The sequence below is a fragment of the Hydrogenophaga sp. UC242_50 genome (assembly GCF_042697355.1).
Classification (GTDB): domain Bacteria; phylum Pseudomonadota; class Gammaproteobacteria; order Burkholderiales; family Burkholderiaceae_C; genus Hydrogenophaga.
The window spans coordinates 1,601,590-1,621,325 of the sequence record NZ_CP170553.1 but is presented as its reverse complement, the minus strand read 5'-3'; the positions used below and the strand labels follow the sequence as shown (position 1 = coordinate 1,621,325).

Genomic DNA, 19,736 nt, shown 5'->3' with positions numbered 1-19,736 from the left:
CCATGGCATTTTTTCTTGAGACTCTCTTCGGCGGCCTGATGGTGGGCATGCTGTATTCCCTGGTCGCGCTGGGCTTCGTGCTGATCTTCAAGGCCTCGGGCGTCTTCAACTTCGCCCAGGGCGCCATGGTGCTCTTCGCCGCCCTGGCCATGGCCCGCTTCTCCGAGTGGATCCCCCTGTGGACCGGCGTCGAGAACAAGTGGGTGGCCAACGCCGCGGCCTTCGTGGCGGCGGGCGCGCTGATGTTCGCCATGGCCTGGCTGATCGAGCGGCTGGTGCTGCGCCACCTGGTGAACCAGGAGGCCGCCACGCTGCTGATGGCCACGCTGGGCATCACCTACTTCATCGACGGCCTGGGCCAGAGCCTGTTCGGCAGCAACATCTACAAGATCGACATCGGCATGCCCAAGGACCCGGTGTTCGTGCTGGACTCGGTGTTCCAGGGCGGCCTGCTGCTCAACCAGGAAGACGTCATCGCCGCGGCCATCGCCGCCGCGATGGTGATCGCGCTCAGCCTGTTCTTCCAGAAGACGGCCACCGGCCGGGCCCTGCGCGCCGTGGCCGACGACCACCAGGCCGCGCAATCCATCGGCATCCCGCTCAACCGCATCTGGGTCATCGTCTGGTGCGTGGCCGGCCTCGTGGCGCTGGTGGCCGGGATGATCTGGGGCTCCAAGCTGGGCGTGCAGTTCTCGCTCACCACCATCGCGCTGCGCGCGCTGCCGGTGGTGATCCTGGGCGGCCTCACCTCCGTGCCCGGCGCCATCATCGGCGGCTTGATCATCGGCGTGGGCGAGAAGCTCTCCGAGGTCTACCTCGGGCCGTTCGTGGGCGGCGGCATCGAGATCTGGTTCGCCTATGTGCTGGCGCTGGTGTTCCTGCTGTTCCGGCCCCAGGGCCTGTTCGGCGAAAAGATCATCGATCGCGTGTGACCCAGAACAAAAAAGAGAAAGCCCGCCATGTTCTATCGTGAAAACGGTCAATTCAAGACCACCTACCGCGCCGACCAGCAGATCTTCCCGATCGCGCAGGACCGCTGGTTCATCCTGGCCCTGATCGCGCTGGCCTTCGTCGCCGTGCCCATGCTCGCCAGCGACTACCTGATGCGCGCCATCCTGATCCCCTTCCTGATCTTCTCGCTCGCCGCCGTGGGCGTGAACATCCTGGTGGGCTACTGCGGCCAGATCTCGCTGGGCTCGGGTGCCTTCATGGCCGTGGGGGCCTATGGCGCCTACAACTTCTTCGTGCGCGTGCCCGGCATGCCGCTGGTCCCGGCGCTGATCCTGGGTGGGCTGTGCGCCACGCTGTTCGGCATCCTGTTCGGCCTGCCCAGCCTGCGCGTGCGCGGTCTGTACCTCGCGGTGGCGCAACGCTGGCCGCGCAGTTCTTCGCCGACTGGATGTTCCTGCGCATCAAGTGGTTCACGCTGGACACGCCCTCGGGCTCGGTGGCGGTGTCCAACCTGCAGGTCTTCGGCCTGCCGCTGGAGAGCGCCGCAAGCAAGTACCTGTTCTGCCTGGCGGTGCTGGCGGTCATCGCGCTGCTGGCCAAGAACCTGGTGCGCAGCGCCATCGGCCGCGAGTGGATGGCGATCCGCGACATGGACGTGGCCGCCGCCGTGATCGGCATCCGCCCGATGTACGCCAAGCTCAGCGCCTTCGCGGTGAGCAGCTTCATCATCGGCGTGGCCGGCGCGCTCTGGGCCTTCGTCTACCTCGGCGCGTGGGAGCCCTCGGCGTTCTCCGTGGACTACTCCTTCCGCCTGCTGTTCATGGTGATCATCGGCGGCCTGGGTTCCATCATGGGCAGCTTCTTCGGCGCGGCCTTCATCGTCGTGCTGCCCATCGCCCTGAGCCAGTTCCTGCCCTTCGTGGCCGGCCTGTTCGGCTTCTCCATTTCCACCACCGCGGTCTCGCACGCCGAGCTGATGATCTTCGGTGGGTTGATCGTGTGGTTCCTGATCGTCGAGCCCCATGGGCTGGCGCGGCTGTGGTCCATCGGCAAACAGAAGCTGCGCCTGTGGCCCTTCCCGCACTGAGCGGCAGGTTGCTCGCAAGTACCGATGTTTTTCGTGGTGTTTGAGCGTTTACTGAGTGTGTGTTTCAACCTTTCATGACATGGAGACAACTATGAAACTTCGCAAGATCGTTGTGGCCGCCACGGTGGCGCTCGCGGGCGCCGCGTCGCTGGTGTCGACCGCCGCACTGGCCCAGGCCAAGGAGCAGTACCTGCCCGTGCTGTCGTACCGCACCGGCGCCTACGCGCCCAACGGCACGCCCACCGCCAACGGCATCGTCGACTACTACAAGCTGGTCAACGCGCGCGGCGGCATCAACGGCGTCAAGCTGCTGGTGGAAGAGTGCGAAACCATGTACGACACGGCGCGCAGCGTGGAATGTTATGAACGCCTCAAGGGCAAGAACGGCGGCGCCGCGCTGATCCACCCCTGGGCCACTGGCGCGACCTTCGCGCTGACGGAAAAAGCCTCGGTCGACAAGATCCCGCTGATCACCACCGGCTATGGCCGCAGCGAGAGCGCCGACGGCACCATCTTCAAGTGGAACTTCCCGCTGCTGGGCACCTACTGGGTGGCGGCCGACGTGATCGTCCAGGCCATCGCGCAGAAGGAAGGCGGCCTCGACAAACTCAAGGGCAAGAAGATCGCCCTCGTGTACCACGACTCGCCGTTCGGCAAGGAACCGATCCCGCTGCTGCAGGAGCGCAGCAAGATGCACGGCTTCGAACTGCAGCTGCTGCCCGTGGCCGCGCCCGGCGTGGAACAGAAAGCCACCTGGCTGCAGATCCGCCAGTCGCGCCCCGACTACACCCTGCTCTGGGGCTGGGGCGTGATGAACTCCACCGCCCTGAAGGAAGCCCAGGCCACCGGCTACCCGCGCGAGAAGATGTACGGCGTGTGGTGGTCCAGTGCCGAGCCCGACGTGAAGGACGTGGGCCAGGGCGCCAAGGGCTACAACGGCGTCACGCTGCAGCACGGCACCGACAAGAACGCCCCCATCATCAAGGAGATCCTGGCCAAGCTGCACGACAAGGGCCAGGGCACCGGCCCGCGCGACGAGGTCGGTGAAACCCTGTACCTGCGTGGCGTGGTCAGCGCCGCCGTGGGCATCGAAGGCATCCGCGCCGCGCAGGAGCGCTTCGGCAAGGGCAAAGTCATGACGGGCGAGCAGGTGCGCTGGGGCCTGGAAAACCTGAACCTGACGCAGGCCAAGCTGGACGCGCTGGGCTTCAAGGGCGTGCTGCGCGGCCCCATCAGCACCTCGTGCGCCGACCACGTGGGCGCGGGCGCTGCGCGCATCCACACCTGGGACGGCACCAAGTGGACCTTCACCTCCGACTGGATCGAGGCCGACCAGCAGATCATCAAGCCCATGGTGAAGACCACGGCCGCGAAGTACGCGGCCGAGAAGAAGCTGACGGCCCGCACCCCGGCCGACTGCCAGAGTTAAGCACCCCCGCCGCGCTGCGCGCGCGGCGGTTCTCTCGCGGCTGGTTTTTCCAGCCGCCATCTGCCAGGGTGGCGCGCCGCCCTGGCAAATGGTCCCCAAGGAATCGGAATCTCCATGAACACGCCCAACACCGTTCTCAACGTCAACGGCATCGAGGTCATCTACAACCACGTCATCCTGGTGCTCAAGGGCGTCTCGCTGCAGGTGCCCCAGGGCCAGATCGCGGCCATCCTGGGCGGCAACGGCGCGGGCAAGACCACCACGCTGCGCGCCATCTCCAACCTGCTCAAGGGCGAGCGCGGCGAGGTCACCAAGGGCAGCATCGAGCTGCGCGGCGAGCGCATCGAGAACCTCTCGCCCGCCGACCTCGTGCAGCGCGGCGTGGTCCAGGTCATGGAGGGGCGCCACTGCTTCGCCCACCTCACCATCGAGGAGAACCTCATGACCGGCTCCTACACCCGCAAGAGCAAGGCCGAGGTCGCGGCCAACCTGGAGAAGGTCTACACCTACTTCCCGCGCCTGAAGACCCGGCGCACCAGCCAGGCCGCCTACACCTCGGGCGGCGAGCAGCAGATGTGCGCCATCGGCCGCGCCCTCATGACCAACCCCAGCGTGATGCTGCTCGACGAACCCTCCATGGGCCTGGCCCCGCAGATCGTCGAAGAGGTCTTCGAGATCGTCAAGGACCTCAACCAGAAGGAGAAGGTCACCTTCCTGCTGGCCGAGCAGAACACCAACATGGCGCTGAAGTACGCCGACTACGGCTACATCATGGAGAGCGGGCGCATCGTGATGGACGGCGTGGCCAGCGAGCTGCGCAACAACGAGGACGTCAAGGAGTTCTACCTCGGCATGGGCGGGGGCGAGCGCAAGTCCTTCAAGGACATCAAGAGCTACAAGCGCAGAAAGCGCTGGCTGGCATAAATCGGCTCCCCCCGCGCCGCGCCGCCGGCGCGTCACCCCTCAGGGGCGACGCCTGCGGCCCGGCAAAGCCGGTTCCGCGGCATCCTGGTTTCAGTCACTTCACCTTCACACATCGCAGCCATGGCACAGCCTGAATTCTTCGACGCCCTGGAAACCCGATCGCCCGAGCAACGCGAGCGCGAGCAGATGGGCGAGCTGGCCACCCAGGTGGCGCACGCCCAGCGGCACAGCACCGCCTTCGCCGAGATCCTGCGCGGCGTGGACGCGCAGGCGGTGAACAGCCGCGCGGCCCTGGCGCGCCTGCCCGTCACGCGCAAGACCGAGCTGCTCGAACGCCAGAAGGCCTCGCGCGCCAGCGACCCCTTCGGCGGTTTCTCCACGCTGCGCCGCGGCCCGGCCATGGCGCGCGTCTACGCCTCGCCCGGCCCGATCTACGAACCCGAGGGCGCCACGCGCGACTACTGGCGCGCCGGGCGCTGCCTCTACGCGGCGGGCTTCCGCGCCGGCGAGCTGGTGCACAACGCCTTCAGCTACCACATGACCCCGGGCGCCTTCATCCTGGAGTCCGGCGCCCACGCCGTGGGCTGCTCGGTCTTCCCCGCCGGCACCGGCCAGACCGAACAGCAGCTGCAGGCCATCACCGAACTCCAGCCCGAGGCCTACACCGGCACGCCCAGCTTCCTGCGCATCCTGGTGGAGAAGGCCCAGGCCGAGGGCATCGACATCGGCAGCATGCGCAAGGCCGTGGTGGGCGGCGAGGCATTGCCGCCCAGCCTGCGCGACTGGTTCGCCGAGCGCGGTGTGGCGGTCTACCAGAGCTACGCCACCGCCGACCTGGGCCTGGTGGCCTACGAGACGAGCGCGCGCGAGGGCCTGGTGGTGGACGAGGGCGTGATCGTCGAGATCGTGCGCCCGGGCACCGGAGAACCCGTGCCCGAGGGCGAGGTGGGCGAGCTGGTGGTCACCACCCTCAACCCGGCCTACCCGCTGATCCGCTTCGGCACCGGCGACCTCTCGGCCATCCTGCCCGGCGCCTGCCCGACCGGGCGCACCGCGCCGCGCATCAAGGGCTGGATGGGCCGCGCCGACCAGACCACCAAGGTGCGCGGCATGTTCGTGCACCCAGCCCAGGTGGCCGACATCGCGCGGCGCTTCCCGCAGGTGAAGAAGGCCCGCCTGGTGGTCAGCGGCGAGATGGCCAACGACCAGATGTGCCTGCGCGTGGAGGCCAGCGAGGCCGACAGCGGCCTGCGGCAGCAGATCGAGGCCGCCGTGCGCGAGGTCACCAAGCTGCGCGCCCAGGTCGAGCTCGTCCAGCCAGGCTCCCTGCCCAACGACGGCAAGGTGATCGAGGACGCGCGCAGCTACCAGTAGGAAAAGCCCCGCAACCATCGCGGAACTGACGCCAAACTGACGCCAAAAGTGCGCCAACGAGGGTTTTCCCCGGCCCGGAGCTAAGTAATTTCCGCGATACGGACAAGGGATGGCGGGGCTACGATCGCCCGGTAATCAACCTCTCAAGGAGCATCGTATGAAGAAGATCCTCGCCCTGGCGGCCTTGGCTGCAAGCATTTCGTCAGGCGCCTTCGCGCAGGGCTTCCCCAACAAGCCCATCTCCTTCGTGGTGCCCTTCGCCGCGGGCGGCCCGACGGACCTGGTGGCACGCCGCCTCGCCGAAGCCATGCGCAAGCCCCTGGGCGGCGCCAACATCGTGGTGGAAAACGCCGCCGGCGCCGGCGGCACCATCGGTGCCACCAAGGTGGCCCGGGCCGCGCCGGACGGCTACACCCTGCTGGTCTGGCACATCGGCATGGCCGCCACCACCAGCCTGTACCGCAAGCAGACCTTCAAGCCGCTCGAAGACTTCGAGTACCTGGGCGCGATCAACGACGTGCCCATGACCCTGCTGGGCAGCAACAAGCTCAACGCCAACACCTACCGCGACTTCGAGGCCTACATCCGCGCCAACGGCGGCAAGCTCAACCTGGCCCACGCCGGCCTGGGTTCCGCGTCGCACATCTGCGGCCTGATGTGGCAGTCGGCCATGAAGCTCGACAAGTCGCTGACCACCATCCCCTATGGCGGCACCGCGCCGGCCATGAACGACCTCATCGGCGGCAACGTCGATGTGATGTGCGACCAGACCACCAACACCACCTCGCAGATCGAAGCCGGCCGCGTGAAGGCCTTCGCGGTCACCACCGCCAAGCGCCTGGACAACCACAAGCTGCTCAAGGACTACCCCTCGCTGCAGGAAATGGGCCTCAAGGACTTCAACCTGACCATCTGGCACGGCCTGTACGCCCCCAAGGGCACGCCGCCCGATGTGACCAAGAAGCTCAACGAAGCCCTGCAGGTGGCCCTGAAGGACCCGGCTTTCATCAAGAGCCAGATCGACCTGGGCGCCATCGTGGTGACCGACAACCGCGTCACGCCGGCCGGCCACAAGGCCTTCGTGGCCAGCGAAATCGCCAAGCTCAAGGCCGCCATCGACGGCGCCGGCCAGTACGCCGACTGATTTCGTGCCGCACGCCCGAAAGGGCGGCTCCATGCAAGCCGCCCTCGGGCGGCTTTTCTTTTTGCCACCCAAGGAGACATCGCATGGACGACAAGCCGTTTTCCGCCTCGCGCCGCCACCACCTGCGGACCCTGGCCGCCGCCACCGCCGCCCTGGGCCTGCCAGGCCTTGGCTGGGCGCAGGCCGCCTGGCCGAGCAAACCGGTGCGCATCGTCGTGCCGTTCGCGCCCGGTGGCACCACCGACATCCTGGCCCGTGTGCTGGCGCCCGAGCTGAGCAAGACCCTGGGGCAGTCCTTCGTGGTGGAAAACCGCGCCGGCGCCGGCGGCAACATCGGCGCCGAGGTGGTCGCCAAGTCGCCGGGCGACGGCTACACCCTGCTCATGGGCACGGTGGGCACGCACGGCATCAACAAGTCGCTCTACGACAAGCTGCCCTACGACCCGCAGAAGGACTTCGCGCCCATCACCCTGGTGGCCGGCGTACCCAACGTGATGGTGATGGGCACCAAGCGGGCGCAGGCCCTGGGCATCACTAGCGTGGCCGACTTCGTGAAGTACGCCAAGGCACACCCCGGCCGGCTGAACATGGCCTCCAGCGGCAACGGCACCTCCATCCACCTGGCGGGCGAGCTGTTCAAGTCGCGCACCGGCATCTTCATGACGCACATTCCCTACCGCGGCTCCGGACCGGCGCTGACCGATCTGCTGGCGGGCTCGATCGACGTGATGTTCGACAACCTGCCCTCGGCGATGCCGCACATCCAGGCCGGCAACCTCAAGGCCTTCGCGGTGACCAGCGCGGTGCGCTCATCGGCCCTGCCCGACGTGCCCACGGTGGCCGAGGCCGGCAACCTGCCCGGGTTCGAAGCCAGCTCGTGGTTCGGCCTGCTCGCGCCCACCGGCACGCCGACCGAGGTGGTGAACCGGCTGCAGCAGGAGACCGCCAAGGCCCTGAACCTGCCGGCGGTGAAAGAGCGCCTGGTGGCCCAGGGCGCCATCCCCAGCGGCAACACGCCGGCCGAATTCGCGCGCCTGATCGACGCCGAGACCACCAAGTGGGCCGCCGTGGTCAAGGCCTCCGGCGCCCGCGTGGACTGAAGAACCCGCGCAGCGGCGCGGCCCGCAACGAAAGAAGTGCACCCTCCAGAGGCATCAAGGGTCCGGCTGCGCCGGCCCGAGATGCCGTCCCCCTCGAAGCGCCGAAGGCGCGCCACGGAGGGGGGAAGCCGCGCAGCGGCGCAGGGGGGTGTTTCTCCTCACACTCCCCAGACGATCTCGACGTTCGCCTTCTCGCAGCGCTCCAGCATCTCGATGAAAGGTGCGGCGCGCATGCGCAGGCTCACCGGGTCGACCTGCGCGTCGTCGTGTTGGCCTTCCGCTTCCGCTTTCTCTTTCTGCTTCTGACGGGCCGCGTCGTCCGCCGCCACGGCGGCCCGGATCTTCTGCACGGCCGCGTCCATTTCGCCGGGCTGGATGATGCCCGGGCCCGACAGACGCTTGCCCAGGATCTCCAGCATGCGTTGGCCGTGCTGCTGCAGCATGACGAGGTCGCCCGTTTCGCGGGACTTGAATCGATACACAGACATGAGTGCCTCCGGGGGTGGTGAGGTAAGGCCATTCTTGCACCTACACGCCATGGAAAACCAGGGGATTTGTAGGAAGGACGTCCCGACGGATGTAGGACGCATGGCCCGGGGCGTCGCCGCAGCCGAATGGGCTACGGGTTTACCCGATTGGAGTTGTATATTTTAAACCTAAACTAATTAGGCATGAAAACATCCGTTCCAGCGCTTCGGCGCATCCTGTGCATCGGTGGCGGCCCGGCGGGCCTGTACTTCGCTCTGCTCATGAAGCGGCGCGACCCCTCGCTCACCGTCACGGTGGTCGAGCGCAACCGGCCGTTCGACACCTTCGGCTGGGGCGTGGTGCTGTCGGACCAGACCCTGGGCAACCTGCGCGAGGCCGACCCCGAATCGGCCGCGCTGATCGGTGAAGCCTTCAACCACTGGGACGACATCGAGGTCTTCTTCAAGGGCGGCCGCGTGCGGTCCGGCGGCCACGGCTTCTGCGGCATCGGCCGCAAGAAGCTGCTCAACATCCTGCAGGAGCGTTGCCTGGCGCTGGGCGTGAACCTGGTGTTCGAGACCGACGTGACCGACGACCAGGCGCTCGCGGCGCAATACGAGGCCGACCTGGTGATCGCCAGCGACGGCCTCAACAGCCGCATCCGCACGCGCTACGCCGACACCTTCCAGCCCGACATCGACACCCGGCAATGCCGCTTCGTCTGGCTCGGCACCAAGAAGACCTTCGACGCCTTCACCTTCGCCTTCGTGCAGACCGAACACGGCTGGTTCCAGGCGCACGCCTACAAGTTCGACGGCGAGACCTCCACCTTCATCGTGGAAACGCCCGAGGAGGTCTGGAAGGCGCACGGCATCGACCAGATGAGCCAGGAAGACGGCGTGGCCTTCTGCGAGAAGCTGTTCGCCCCCTACCTCGACGGCCACGCCCTCATCAGCAACGCCTCGCACCTGCGCGGCTCGGCGATCTGGATCCGCTTCCCGCGCGTGATCTGCCACACCTGGGTGCACTGGCAAGAGATTGCTCGCCCCCACGCTCCACCGCTGCGCGGGTCGCTGCCCCCCGAGGGGGCTGATCCGGCTTGGGGCGGCCCGGCGCCGGATCACGGCGGCCGCAAGACCCCCATCGTGCTCATGGGCGACGCCGCGCACACCGCGCATTTCTCCATCGGCAGCGGCACCAAGCTCGCGCTGGAAGACGCGATCGACCTGGCCGACGAGTTCTCGCGCCACGCGAACGCCGACGTGGCCGAGGTGCTGCAAGGCTACGAGGCGCGCCGCAGCGTGGAGGTGCTCAAGATCCAGAACGCCGCGCGCAACTCCACCGAGTGGTTCGAGAACGTGGACCGCTACACCGGCATGGAGGTCGAGCAGTTCGCCTACTCGCTGCTCACGCGCAGCCAGCGCATCAGCCACGAGAACCTGCGCCTGCGCGACGCGAAATGGCTCGAAGGCTATGAGGCCTGGCTGCAGACCCAGGCCCAACCCGGCGTGCCGGTGAAGAAACACCCCACGCCGCCCATGCTGCTGCCGCTCACGGTGCGCGGCGTCACGCTGAAGAACCGCATCGTGGTCTCGCCCATGGCGCAGTACAGCGCGGTCGACGGCGTGGTGGGCGACTACCACCTGGTGCACCTGGGCGCGCGCGCCATGGGCGGCGCCGCGCTGGTGATGGTGGAGATGACCAGCCCCACGCCCGAAGGCCGCATCACCCCCGGCTGCCCGGGCCTGTGGAACGAGGCGCAGCAGGCCGGCCTGAAACGCATCGTCGATTTCGTGCACGGCCACAGCAGCGCCAAGATCGGCCTGCAACTGGGCCACAGCGGCGCCAAGGGCTCGACCCAGCTCGGCTGGGAGCAGATCGACGAGCCCCTGCCCAGCGGCAACTGGCCGCTGCTCTCGGCCAGCGCCGTGCCGTATGGCGAACAGAACCAGGTGCCGCGCGCCATGACGCGCGCCGACATGGACGCCATGACGGCGGCCTTCGTCGCTTCCACCCAGCGCGCGGCCGAGGCCGGCTTCGACTGGTTGGAACTGCATGCGGCCCACGGCTACCTGCTGTCCAGCTTCATCACCCCCCTCACCAACCAGCGCACCGACGACTACGGCGGCTCGCTCGCCAACCGCTGCCGCTACCCGCTGGAGGTGTTCACCGCCATGCGCGCGGCATGGCCGGCCGACAAGCCGTTCAGCGTGCGCATCTCCGCGCACGACTGGGCGCCGGGCGGCAACACGCCCGACGACGCGGTCGAGATCGCGCGCCTCTTCAAGGCCGCCGGCTGCGACCTGATCGACGTGTCCTCGGGCCAGACCACGCGCACGGCCAAGCCGGTGTACGGCCGCATGTACCAGACGCCGTTCGCCGACCGCGTGCGCAACGAGGCCGGCATCCTCACCATGGCGGTGGGCGCGATCACCGAAGCCGACCACGCCAACAGCATCATCGCGGCCGGCCGCGCCGACCTCTGCGCCGTGGCGCGCCCGCACCTGGCCGACCCGGCCTGGACGCTGCACGAAGCCGCCAAGCTGCAGACCCGCGCCATCGAATGGCCGCGCCCCTACGAGAGCGGGCGCGACCAGCTCTACCGCGAGATCGCCCGCCAGCAAGCCCTCAACGCCCCTACACCATGACCCCTCCTTCACCGCTCGACCTCGAAGCCCGCGCCCACAGCGAACACGCGCACGAGCTGCGCCTGTGGCTGCGGCTGCTGACCTGCTCGCAACTGATCGAGAAGCGCGTGCGCGCCGGCCTGCGCGAGCAGTTCGACACCACGCTGCCGCGCTTCGACCTCATGGCCCAGCTCGAACGCCACCCCGACGGGCTGAAGATGAAGGAGCTCTCGCACCGGCTCATGGTCACCGGCGGCAACGTCACCGGCATCACCGACCAGCTCGTCAACGAAGGCCTGGTGGAGCGCATGGGCGTGGACGGCGACCGGCGCGCCTTCCGCGTGCGCCTCACGCCGCACGGCCGCGCCAGCTTCGTCGAGATGGCCCAGCAGCACGAGAGCTGGATCGTCGAAGCCTTCGAAGGCCTGAGCCCGCGCGACCTGGACAGCCTGCACAAGCTGCTGGGCAAAGTGAAACAGCACCAGCTCGAACTCAACCAGCGGATCGACGAAGAATGAAACACCCCATCCCCGACCACAACCCGATGCGCGGCCAGTACGGCCCCAAGGCCACGCCCGCCCCCACCCACTTCGCGCTCCGCGTGGGCGACGACGGCGTGCGCCCCGTCACGCTCAACCGGCCCGAGCGCAAGAACCCGCTGACCTTCGACTCCTACGCGGAGCTGCGCGACTGGTTCCTCGGCCTGCAGAAGGCCACCGACGTGCGCGCCGTGGTGCTCACCGGCGCGGGCGACAACTTCTGCTCGGGCGGCGACGTGCACGAGATCATCGGCCCGCTCACGAAGATGAGCATGCCCGAGCTGCTGGCCTTCACGCGCATGACCGGCGCGCTGGTGAGCGCCATGCGCGCCTGCCCGCAGCCCATCGTGGCCGCGATCGACGGCGTGTGCGCCGGTGCCGGCGCGATGATGGCGCTGGCCTCCGACCTGCGCCTGGGCACGCCGCAGACGAACACCGCCTTCCTGTTCACCCGCGTGGGCCTCGCGGGCGCCGACATGGGCGCCTGCGCGCTGCTGCCGCGCATGATCGGCCAGGGCCGCGCCAGCGAGCTGCTGTTCACCGGCCGCGCCATGAGCGCCACCGAAGGCCACGCCTGGGGTTTCTTCAACGCGCTGCACGACAGCGCCGCCCTGCTGCCCGCCGCGCACAAGCTCGCCGCGCAACTCGCGCAAGGCCCCACCTTCGCGCACGGCATGACCAAGACCATGCTGCACCAGGAGTGGGCCATGACGCTGGACCAGGCGATCGAAGCCGAGGCCCAGGCCCAGGCCATCTGCATGCAGACGCAGGACTTCCGCCGCGCCTACGAGGCCTTCGCGGCCAAGCAGCGCCCGGTCTTCGAAGGAGATTGACGTGGTCGCCTTCGAACACCCGCACGGCCTGCGCCCACCCCAAGCGCAGTGGGAACTGCCTTTCTTCGACGCCCACCACCGCGAGATGGCGCCGCGCCTGGCCGACTGGGCCGCGCTGCAGGGTGTCGATGAAACCGACGACCGCGCCGCCTGCCGCGACTGGGTGGTGCGCCTGGGCCAGGACGGCTGGCTGCGCTACTGCGTGCCCGGGGCCCACGGCGGCGCCCTGCCCTCGCTGGACTCGCGCTCGCTGGTGATCCTGCGCGAAACCCTGGCCTTCCATTCCCCGCTGGCCGACTTCGCTTTCGCCATGCAGGGCCTGGGCAGCGGCGCCATCACGCTCGCCGGCACCCCGGCCCAGAAGGCGCGCTACCTGAGCGCGGTCGCCAGCGGCCAGAAGATCGCCGCCTTCGCGCTCAGCGAACCCGACGCCGGCTCCGACGTGGCCGCCATCGCCAGCGCGCGCCACGCAGGCGGCGGGCGGCTGGGCGCTCGACGGCAGCAAGACCTGGATCAGCAACGGCGACCTGGCCGACTTCTATGTGGTCTTCGCCAAGACCGACCCCGAGGCCGGCGCGCGCGGCATCAGCGCCTTCATCGTCGACGCCCGGCAACCCGGCCTGGACAGCAGCGAACACCTCCACGTGATGGCCCCGCACCCGCTGCGCAACGCTGCGCTTCAGCGGCTGCGCCGTCGGCCCCGACGCCATGGTCGGCCCGCTGCACGGCGGCTTCAAGCTCGCCATGCAGACGCTGGACATCTTCCGCGCCTCGGTCGCCGCCGCCGCGCTGGGCATGGCGCGGCGCGCCTTCGCCGAAAGCGTCGCGCACGCGAAGCAACGCAAGATGTTCGGCCAGACCCTGGCCGACTTCCAGCTCACGCAGGCCCGGCTCGGCGAGATGAGCGCGCTCATCGACGCCGCCGCCGTGCTCACCTACCGCGCCGCCTGGCAGCGCGACTGCAGCGCCACGCAGGGCGCGGGCACGCCGGCCTACACCACGGCCGCGGCCACCGCCAAGCTCACCGCCACCGAAAACGCGCAGCGCGTGATCGACATGGCGCTGCAGATGTTCGGCGGGCGCGGCGTGCAGGTGGGCCAGAAGGTCGAGAGCCTGTACCGCGACATCCGTTCGCTGCGCATCTACGAGGGTGCGAGCGAGGTTCAACTGTTGATCCTTGGCAAGGCCGCATTGAAATGAGCACCCCCGCCGCGCTTCGCGCGACCCCCTCAAGGGGGCAATGCCTGCGGCCCGGCAAAGCCGGTTCCGCGGCATTTCTGGTTCAAGGCACTTCGCGCCGACGTCACTGGAATGAGTGAATGATGAAAATTGCCATCCCGTCCGCCCAGCCCGACCACTTCGTGCACGACCGCCTGCCCCCGCCGGCGCAGTGGCCGGAACTGCGCTTCGACCGGCCCGAGCTGCAACTGCCCGCGCAGGTCAACGCCGTGCACGCGCTGTTCCAGCGCGCCATCGCGGCGGGCCATGGCGACCGCCCGCTGTTTCGCAGCGAGGAGCGCACGCTGACCTACGCGCAGGCGCAGCTCGAGGTGAACCGCATCGCCAACGCGCTCACGGTGGAGCTGGGCCTGGTGCCCGGCAACCGCGTGCTGCTGCGCGGCGGCAACTCGGTGCGATGGCGCTGGCCTGGCTGGGCACGGTGCAGGCCGGCCTGATCGCGGTGCGCAGCCATGCCGCTGCTGCGCGCGAAGGAGCTCGGCGCCATCCTCACCAAGGCCCAGCCCTCGGTGGCGCTGTGCGACGTGAAACTGCAGGACGAGCTCAAGGCGGCGCTCGCGGCCGATCCCGCCATGGCCGGCATGAAGCTGCTGACCTTCAACACGGCCGAAGGGGAAGCGCCGCACTCGCTTGAAGCCCTGGCGCGGCGCCAGTGCGAACACGGCACGCCCTGCCCCACCGCCGCCACCGACATCGCGCTGCTGGCCTTCACCTCGGGCACCACCGGCACGCCCAAGGCCGCCGTGCACACCCACCGCGACGTGCTCGCCGCCTGCGAGACCTGGCCGCGCCACGTGCTGCGCGCCACGCCGGACGACATCGTCATGGGCTCGCCGCCGCTGGCCTTCACCTTCGGCCTGGGCGGTCTGCTGGTCTTCCCCATGTGGGCCGGCGCCTCAGTCTACTTCCCGTCCATCCCCTACACGCCCGAGGCCATGGTGCAGCTCATCGGCCGCGTGGGCGCCACCATCTGCTACACCGCGCCCACCTTCTACCGCCAGATGGCCGCGTTCGCGCGCCAGCACGGCATCGGCCGCCTGCGCATCAGCGTGAGCGCGGGCGAGGGCCTGCCCGATGCCACGCGCCAGCTCTGGAAGGAAGCCAGCGGGCTGGAGATGCTCGACGGCATCGGCGCCACCGAGATGTTCCACATCTTCATCTCCTCCCCGCCCGAGGCGGTGCGCCGCGGCGCCATCGGCCAGGTGGTGCCGGGCTACGAGGCGCGCGTGGTGGACGACGAAGGCCGGCCGCTGCCCATGGGCGAGGTCGGCAAGCTCGCCGTGATCGGCCCGACCGGCTGCAAGTACCTCGACGAACCGCGCCAGACCCAGTACGTGCGCGATGGCTGGAACTTCCCCGGCGACGCCTTCCGCCAGGACGCCGACGGCTACTTCTTCTACCAGGCGCGCACCGACGACATGATCATCACCGCCGGCTACAACGTGGCCGGCCCCGAGGTGGAGGCCGCGCTGCTGCAGCACCCGGCGGTGGCCGAGTGCGGCGTGGTCGGCAAGGCCGACGAGGAGCGCGGCCAGATCGTGCTGGCCTATGTGGTGCTCAAACCCGGCGAAGCCGCCGACGCGGCGCAGGTCAAGGCGCTGCAGGAGCACGTGAAGCAGAACATGGCGCCTACAAATACCCGCGCGAGGTGGTCTTCGTGAACCAGCTCCCGCGCACCGAAACCGGCAAGCTGCAGCGCTTCGCGCTGCGCCAGCAAGCCCAACAACATCGAAGCCAACCGACATGATGAAACACCTGCAACCGCCCGGCTGGGCAGCACCCAAGGGCTACGCCAACGGCATCGCCGCGCGCGGCACCCACGTCTACGTGGGCGGCCAGATCGGCTGGAACGCCGCCCAGGTGTTCGAGAGCGACGACTTCATCGCCCAGACGCGCCAGACCCTGCTCAACGTGCGCGACGTGCTCGCCTGCGCCGAGGCCGGGCCGCAGCACATGGTGCGCATGACCTGGTACGTGATCGACCGGGTGGAGTACAACGCGCGCCTGCGCGAACTCGGCGAGGTCTACCGCGAGGTGATGGGCCGCCACTTCCCGGCCATGACCTGCGTGGAGGTGAGCGCGCTCATGGAAGCGCGCGCCAAGGTGGAGATCGAAGTCACGGCGGTGGTGCCGGACTGAGCGCCGGCGTGCACGCTGCAGTGCACCAAGACAACGACAGCGCAGGGGACTCCTGGGTGCGGCCGCGGGTTTGATTCCAGAATGGCCGGTTCCGAAGGATGGTCCTTCGGGATTCACCCCTCGGAGGAGACCCATGAAAAGCACACGACTGTGGATGGCATTGCTGGCCTGCGGGTTGGCGACGGGCGCGATGGCGCAGGCGGGCAAGGACAACCTCCCACGCTCAAGCAGATGAAGGTCTCGGGCGTCGACCTGAACATTCCGCCCGTGCCCCAGGAAGGTCGCAATGCCGAGGCGATCCGCGCCAACCTGCGGTCCGTGAAGCTGCCCCCGGGGTTCAAGATCGAGCTGTACGCGGTGGTGCCCGACGCGCGCCACATGGCGGTGGCGCCCAGCACCAACATGCTGTTCGTGGGCACGCGCAAGACCCGCGTGTGGGCCGTGACCGACCGCAACGGCGACGGCACGGCCGACGAGGTCAAACCCTTCGCGCCTTCGCTCAACTTCAAGGTGCCCAATGGCGTGTGCTGGACCAAGGACGGCTTCCTCGTCGTGGTCGAGCACAACCGCGTGCTCAACTTCCCGGCCGCCGAGTTCTTCTACGAAGGCCCCGACGTGGCGGTGATCGAGGTGGTGGGCCAGGGCAAGCTGATCCCGGAGGAAGAGGAGTCCTTCAACCACGGCGCGCGCGTGTGCCGCGTGAGCGACGACGGCAAGCTCTACATCACGCTCGGCCAGCCGCACAACGTGCAGCCGGCGGGCAAGGTGGCGCTGTACGAGCAGGTCGGCATCGGCGGCATCGTGCGCCTGAACCCCTTCGACGGCTCCGGCCGCGAGGTGTTCGCGCGCGGCGTGCGCAACTCGGTGGGCATGGACATCAACCCCAAGGACAAGACGGTGTGGTGGACCGACAACCAGACCGACGGGCTGGGCGACGAGGTGCCGCCTGGCGAGCTCAACCGCTCCACCGCCGCCGGCCAGCATTTCGGTTATCCCTACTGGAACGGCAAGTTCAAGGTGGCCGGCTCGGCCGCCGCGCCCGACCTCAAGGACATGAAGGAGCCGGCCAACGCGGTGTTCCCGCAGGTGGAGTTCCCGGCCCACCAGGCGCAGCTGGGCATGGCGTTCTACAACGGCGGCATGTTCCCCACCAAGTACCGGGGCGGCATGTTCGTGGCGGCCCACGGTTCCTGGAACCGCACCAAGGCCACGGGCGCGCTGATCAACTACGTGCCGGTCAATGCCGATGGCACCGCCGGCAAGGCCGAGGTCTTCGCCGAAGGCTGGCTGGACGCCAACGGGGTCTACAAGGGCCGGCCGGTGGACGTGGCGCCGATGAAGGACGGCTCGCTGCTGATCTCGGACGACTACGTCGGCGCGATCTACCGCGTGACGTACTCGAATTGATGGCACACCCCCCTGCGCCGCTGACGCGGCTTCCCCCCTCCGTGGCGCGCCTTCGGCGCTTCGAGGGGGGACGGCAGCTTGGGCCGGCGCAGCCGGACCCTCGCTGCCTCTGGCTGAGGCTGTTTCACTCGGTGCGGATCGCACTTCTGCTCATGGTCGTGGGCGGCGCGGGCGCTGCCGCCACTGCCGCCGACCTCGAGGCGGGCAAGGCCCGCGCGGCCACCGCGTGCGCGGTGTGCCACGGCCCGGTGGGCCTGTCGATGCAGCCCAACGTGCCCCACCTCGCGGGCCAGCCGCTGTTCTACCTCACGGAACAGCTGCGGAACTACCGCAGCGGCAAACGCGCGAACGAGGTGATGTCGGTGATCGCCAAACCGCTGACGGACGCCGAGATCGACAACCTGGCGCTCTGGTACTCGTCCTTGCAGGTGCGGGTGGACGCGCCCTGAGGCCGGCGCGGCCGCGGGCGCGGGCACGTCACCAGAGCGCGGAGTCGCGCATGTCGTCGAGCTTGCGGCGCTGGCGCTGCAGGCGCGCCTGCACGATCACCGCCACCACCACGCCCAACATGCCGCCGAGCAGCACCGTCTCGGCGATGGAGAGCGCGCGGCCAAGCCAGGCGGAAACGACCCAGGCGACGCCTGTCAGGCAGGCGGCCCACCCGGCAGCGGCGGCAATGATCAGGGGAAGGTGGTGGGGCATGGAGGGCAAAAGGCGGGCGTCACGGGGAAATCATTCTCGCATTCCCGCCGCCGTTTGGGGACTCTACACTGGCGGCCTCTCCAACACCCCGTTTCGGCCATGGAAATTCTGACCCTGGTGCTGGCCTTTTTCGCCGGCCTCGCTTTTCTCAATTCACTGGACCAGAAAAAACGCATCGAGCTGCTGCGCAAGCACCTGGGCCCGTACCAGATCGACGTCATGCTGGAAAAACTCGCCGAAGGTTACGAGCGGGCCCTGGCGGAGCAAGACCCCGAGCGCCGGGAACAGATCTGGAGCGTGCTGGAAGGGGCCGAGCGCTCCATCGCGAAGCAGTTCACCCGGTTCGTGCACTTTTTCGTCGATGTCGAGGCGGCCGCCACGCGCGTGAGCAAGCTGCCCTTCGCCCTGCCCTGGGCGCACCGCTGGTGTCACCGCGCCACGTTCGACCTGCGCGCGGCCTTCATGGTCCACGCGTACGCCATCACCGAGGCGGTCGACAACAACGCCCAGCGGCCGCCGCGCGACAAGGCCTACCTCATCCTGGCCGAGCTGTTCCTGATGCAGCACACCTGCCACTGGTTCTGCCGCTCGTTCAGCACCGCGTCGACGCGCCTGGTGCGCAGCCACAAGACCGGGTACCGGCAGGTGCTCGCGGCGGTCTCCCCCTACACGCGGCGGGCCTACGGCGAACTCACCAGCCTCTGAACGCGGCCGGCGGCCGGGGCATCAGCCCACGGCGTCCCGGTTGCATTTCTTGTTGAAGCTGGTCTTCGCGGCGCCCGCGAGTTTCTTCTCGGCCGCCGCCATGTCGCAGCTGGCCGCCGCGTCGCGCGTGCATTTCTTCAGGAACGAGGTCTTGGCCGCGCCGGCGAGTTTCTTCTCGGCGGCGGCGGCGTTGCAGCTCGGGCCCTCGGCAAAGGACGCGATGGGCATCAGGGCGGCAACGGCGAAAGAGCACAGGACAACAAGGCGCATGAACATCTCCAGGGACGAAAGCCCCATTGAAGGCGCTGGCGGTGACGCTGTCAAGAATACCCCCCAGGGGTAGACCACCCGACAAACCCTTAGGGTGACAGGTTCACGCTGGCGAATCCAAGCGACTACCTCGCAGGCGCATGGGTCTCAGGCGCTCTGCTCCGCGGGTGTCCCCCGGCGGCTGGTGCCGCCTCCTCCTTTACCCCGCTGCGCAGAACGCCTGAGGCCCATGCGCCAGAAGGGATGCTGGATCGCCAACGGACCGAGTGCCAATGAGGTCATCGGCGCCCAGGGGGAGCGGCGCAGCGAAGTAAAGGAGGAGGGCTGGGCGAAGCCCAGACCGGGGACATGAGCGGAGCCGCTCCCCCTGGGCGCCGATGACCGGTGCAACGCAAAAAAACAACGTCGACCCGCCGACGAACCAGCGCCGGCCCACGAAGGAAGGGGGTCTCAATGGGAAATCATCCAGGGGCGCTTGCTCGGAAAGGCCTTCGCGCCGTTCGGCGCCGTCACCGTCGCCTTGCTGCGGCCCGAGCTGCAACAGCCGCAGCTCGCCGGGTGCTTGAGGCGCTGGTAGTCGCGCGAGGTCTTGGGTTCGTGGCGCGCGCGCTCGTTGATGCCGATGGCGGTGCGCGTGCCCCCGTCCATGAGCGCCAGCCGCGGCGCGCTCACGAAGACGCGTGCCGAAGCGGTGCCGCAGTCCGGGCAGGCGGCGGGCTCGTTGCGCTCGCTCAAGGAGCGGAACGCATCGAAGCCCCCGCAGGACGGGCAGTCGTAGTCGTAGGTCGGCATGGCGAG

General features: G+C 68.6%; 17 protein-coding genes and 4 pseudogenes. 17 read left to right on the top strand and 4 right to left on the bottom strand.

The genetic code is table 11. The annotated features are described in order from the left end of the window. The first annotated feature begins 2 nt into the window (after positions 1-2). The 7 genes and pseudogenes from ACFJGX_RS08355 to ACFJGX_RS08325 all read left to right on the top strand — a co-directional run bounded on the left by ACFJGX_RS08355 (position 3) and on the right by ACFJGX_RS08325 (position 8,009). Positions 3-932, top strand: coding sequence for a branched-chain amino acid ABC transporter permease (locus ACFJGX_RS08355; protein ID WP_382153993.1), 930 nt, complete (start codon positions 3-5; stop codon positions 930-932). A 27-nt stretch (positions 933-959) separates the two neighbouring features. Beyond that, positions 960-2,038, top strand: a pseudogene (locus ACFJGX_RS08350) (branched-chain amino acid ABC transporter permease). Positions 2,039-2,129: 91 nt separating this feature from the next. Beyond that, positions 2,130-3,467 (top strand): ABC transporter substrate-binding protein, encoded by a 1,338-nt coding sequence (locus tag ACFJGX_RS08345; RefSeq protein ID WP_382322020.1) that lies wholly within the window; start codon positions 2,130-2,132, stop codon positions 3,465-3,467. 114 nt (positions 3,468-3,581) lie between these two features. Then, positions 3,582-4,391 carry an ABC transporter ATP-binding protein gene (locus tag ACFJGX_RS08340; protein WP_382322021.1) on the top strand — a complete coding sequence of 270 codons (810 nt, stop codon included), beginning with the start codon at positions 3,582-3,584 and terminating at the stop codon, positions 4,389-4,391. Positions 4,392-4,511: 120 nt separating this feature from the next. After that, positions 4,512-5,765, top strand: coding sequence for a phenylacetate--CoA ligase family protein (locus ACFJGX_RS08335; RefSeq protein ID WP_382322022.1), 1,254 nt, complete (start codon positions 4,512-4,514; stop codon positions 5,763-5,765). Between the two features lie 157 nt (positions 5,766-5,922). Continuing rightward, complete coding sequence (locus tag ACFJGX_RS08330) at positions 5,923-6,909, top strand: tripartite tricarboxylate transporter substrate-binding protein (RefSeq protein ID WP_382322024.1); 987 nt, start codon at positions 5,923-5,925, stop codon at positions 6,907-6,909. An 83-nt stretch (positions 6,910-6,992) separates the two neighbouring features. Further along, positions 6,993-8,009, top strand: a complete 1,017-nt coding sequence (locus ACFJGX_RS08325; RefSeq protein ID WP_382322026.1) for a Bug family tripartite tricarboxylate transporter substrate binding protein — start codon at positions 6,993-6,995, stop codon at positions 8,007-8,009. A 158-nt stretch (positions 8,010-8,167) separates the two neighbouring features. On the opposite strand, the gene ACFJGX_RS08320 is transcribed toward ACFJGX_RS08325, so the two are convergent. Next, a complete protein-coding gene (locus ACFJGX_RS08320; RefSeq protein WP_382322027.1) occupies positions 8,168-8,497 on the bottom strand; it encodes a DUF1840 domain-containing protein in 330 nt (109 codons plus the stop codon). Positions 8,498-8,680: 183 nt separating this feature from the next. Between ACFJGX_RS08320 and ACFJGX_RS08315 the strand changes: the two genes are divergently transcribed. From ACFJGX_RS08315 to ACFJGX_RS08275, 9 genes and pseudogenes are all read left to right on the top strand, one after another. Next, the gene (locus ACFJGX_RS08315) at positions 8,681-11,125 is read left to right on the top strand and encodes a bifunctional salicylyl-CoA 5-hydroxylase/oxidoreductase (protein ID WP_382322029.1); all 2,445 of its coding nucleotides are present in this window, start codon (positions 8,681-8,683) and stop codon (positions 11,123-11,125) included. Next, positions 11,122-11,622 carry a MarR family winged helix-turn-helix transcriptional regulator gene (locus tag ACFJGX_RS08310; protein WP_382322030.1) on the top strand — a complete coding sequence of 167 codons (501 nt, stop codon included), beginning with the start codon at positions 11,122-11,124 and terminating at the stop codon, positions 11,620-11,622. Before ACFJGX_RS08315 ends, ACFJGX_RS08310 begins: the two co-directional genes overlap by 4 nt. Continuing rightward, positions 11,619-12,476 (top strand): enoyl-CoA hydratase family protein, encoded by an 858-nt coding sequence (locus ACFJGX_RS08305; RefSeq protein ID WP_382328188.1) that lies wholly within the window; start codon positions 11,619-11,621, stop codon positions 12,474-12,476. The genes ACFJGX_RS08310 and ACFJGX_RS08305 overlap by 4 nt, the downstream gene beginning before the upstream one ends. Before the next feature lie 85 nt (positions 12,477-12,561). Next, positions 12,562-13,676 (top strand): annotated as a pseudogene (locus tag ACFJGX_RS08300) (acyl-CoA dehydrogenase family protein). Positions 13,677-13,795: 119 nt separating this feature from the next. Further along, positions 13,796-14,950: pseudogene (locus tag ACFJGX_RS08295) on the top strand (AMP-binding protein); the annotation flags it as partial. A 21-nt stretch (positions 14,951-14,971) separates the two neighbouring features. Continuing rightward, complete coding sequence (locus tag ACFJGX_RS08290) at positions 14,972-15,376, top strand: hypothetical protein (protein ID WP_382328643.1); 405 nt, start codon at positions 14,972-14,974, stop codon at positions 15,374-15,376. An 82-nt stretch (positions 15,377-15,458) separates the two neighbouring features. After that, positions 15,459-15,854 (top strand): RidA family protein, encoded by a 396-nt coding sequence (locus ACFJGX_RS08285; protein ID WP_382322031.1) that lies wholly within the window; start codon positions 15,459-15,461, stop codon positions 15,852-15,854. Positions 15,855-16,044: 190 nt separating this feature from the next. Further along, positions 16,045-17,261, top strand: a pseudogene (locus ACFJGX_RS08280) (PQQ-dependent sugar dehydrogenase). A 131-nt stretch (positions 17,262-17,392) separates the two neighbouring features. Next, a complete protein-coding gene (locus tag ACFJGX_RS08275) occupies positions 17,393-17,710 on the top strand; it encodes a c-type cytochrome (protein ID WP_382322033.1) in 318 nt (105 codons plus the stop codon). 28 nt (positions 17,711-17,738) lie between these two features. Here the strand turns inward: ACFJGX_RS08275 and ACFJGX_RS08270 are convergent, their stop codons facing one another. Then, the gene (locus ACFJGX_RS08270; protein ID WP_382153949.1) at positions 17,739-17,963 is read right to left on the bottom strand and encodes a hypothetical protein; all 225 of its coding nucleotides are present in this window, start codon (positions 17,961-17,963) and stop codon (positions 17,739-17,741) included. 99 nt (positions 17,964-18,062) lie between these two features. Between ACFJGX_RS08270 and ACFJGX_RS08265 the strand changes: the two genes are divergently transcribed. After that, on the top strand, positions 18,063-18,668 hold the full coding sequence (locus tag ACFJGX_RS08265) for a hypothetical protein (protein WP_382322034.1): 606 nt from the start codon (positions 18,063-18,065) through the stop codon (positions 18,666-18,668). A 21-nt stretch (positions 18,669-18,689) separates the two neighbouring features. Here ACFJGX_RS08265 and ACFJGX_RS08260 read toward each other — a convergent pair whose 3' ends face one another. Continuing rightward, on the bottom strand, positions 18,690-18,938 hold the full coding sequence (locus tag ACFJGX_RS08260) for a PsiF family protein (RefSeq protein ID WP_291120365.1): 249 nt from the start codon (positions 18,936-18,938) through the stop codon (positions 18,690-18,692). A 450-nt stretch (positions 18,939-19,388) separates the two neighbouring features. Then, on the bottom strand, positions 19,389-19,730 hold the full coding sequence (locus ACFJGX_RS08255; RefSeq protein WP_382322036.1) for a zinc ribbon domain-containing protein: 342 nt from the start codon (positions 19,728-19,730) through the stop codon (positions 19,389-19,391). Between the last annotated feature and the right edge of the window lie 6 nt (positions 19,731-19,736).

Bases quoted from the DNA above. Each gene is read 5' to 3' on its own strand.
- ACFJGX_RS08355 (WP_382153993.1), top strand. From the start codon at position 3: ATGGCATTTTTTCTTGAGACTCTCTTCGGCGGCCTGATGGTGGGCATG.
- ACFJGX_RS08345 (WP_382322020.1), top strand. From the start codon at position 2,130: ATGAAACTTCGCAAGATCGTTGTGGCCGCCACGGTGGCGCTCGCGGGC.
- ACFJGX_RS08340 (WP_382322021.1), top strand. From the start codon at position 3,582: ATGAACACGCCCAACACCGTTCTCAACGTCAACGGCATCGAGGTCATC.
- ACFJGX_RS08335 (WP_382322022.1), top strand. From the start codon at position 4,512: ATGGCACAGCCTGAATTCTTCGACGCCCTGGAAACCCGATCGCCCGAG.
- ACFJGX_RS08330 (WP_382322024.1), top strand. From the start codon at position 5,923: ATGAAGAAGATCCTCGCCCTGGCGGCCTTGGCTGCAAGCATTTCGTCA.
- ACFJGX_RS08325 (WP_382322026.1), top strand. From the start codon at position 6,993: ATGGACGACAAGCCGTTTTCCGCCTCGCGCCGCCACCACCTGCGGACC.
- ACFJGX_RS08320 (WP_382322027.1), bottom strand. From the start codon at position 8,497: ATGTCTGTGTATCGATTCAAGTCCCGCGAAACGGGCGACCTCGTCATG.
- ACFJGX_RS08315 (WP_382322029.1), top strand. From the start codon at position 8,681: ATGAAAACATCCGTTCCAGCGCTTCGGCGCATCCTGTGCATCGGTGGC.
- ACFJGX_RS08310 (WP_382322030.1), top strand. From the start codon at position 11,122: ATGACCCCTCCTTCACCGCTCGACCTCGAAGCCCGCGCCCACAGCGAA.
- ACFJGX_RS08305 (WP_382328188.1), top strand. From the start codon at position 11,619: ATGAAACACCCCATCCCCGACCACAACCCGATGCGCGGCCAGTACGGC.
- ACFJGX_RS08290 (WP_382328643.1), top strand. From the start codon at position 14,972: ATGGGCGAGGTCGGCAAGCTCGCCGTGATCGGCCCGACCGGCTGCAAG.
- ACFJGX_RS08285 (WP_382322031.1), top strand. From the start codon at position 15,459: ATGATGAAACACCTGCAACCGCCCGGCTGGGCAGCACCCAAGGGCTAC.
- ACFJGX_RS08270 (WP_382153949.1), bottom strand. From the start codon at position 17,963: ATGCCCCACCACCTTCCCCTGATCATTGCCGCCGCTGCCGGGTGGGCC.
- ACFJGX_RS08265 (WP_382322034.1), top strand. From the start codon at position 18,063: ATGGAAATTCTGACCCTGGTGCTGGCCTTTTTCGCCGGCCTCGCTTTT.
- ACFJGX_RS08260 (WP_291120365.1), bottom strand. From the start codon at position 18,938: ATGCGCCTTGTTGTCCTGTGCTCTTTCGCCGTTGCCGCCCTGATGCCC.
- ACFJGX_RS08255 (WP_382322036.1), bottom strand. From the start codon at position 19,730: ATGCCGACCTACGACTACGACTGCCCGTCCTGCGGGGGCTTCGATGCG.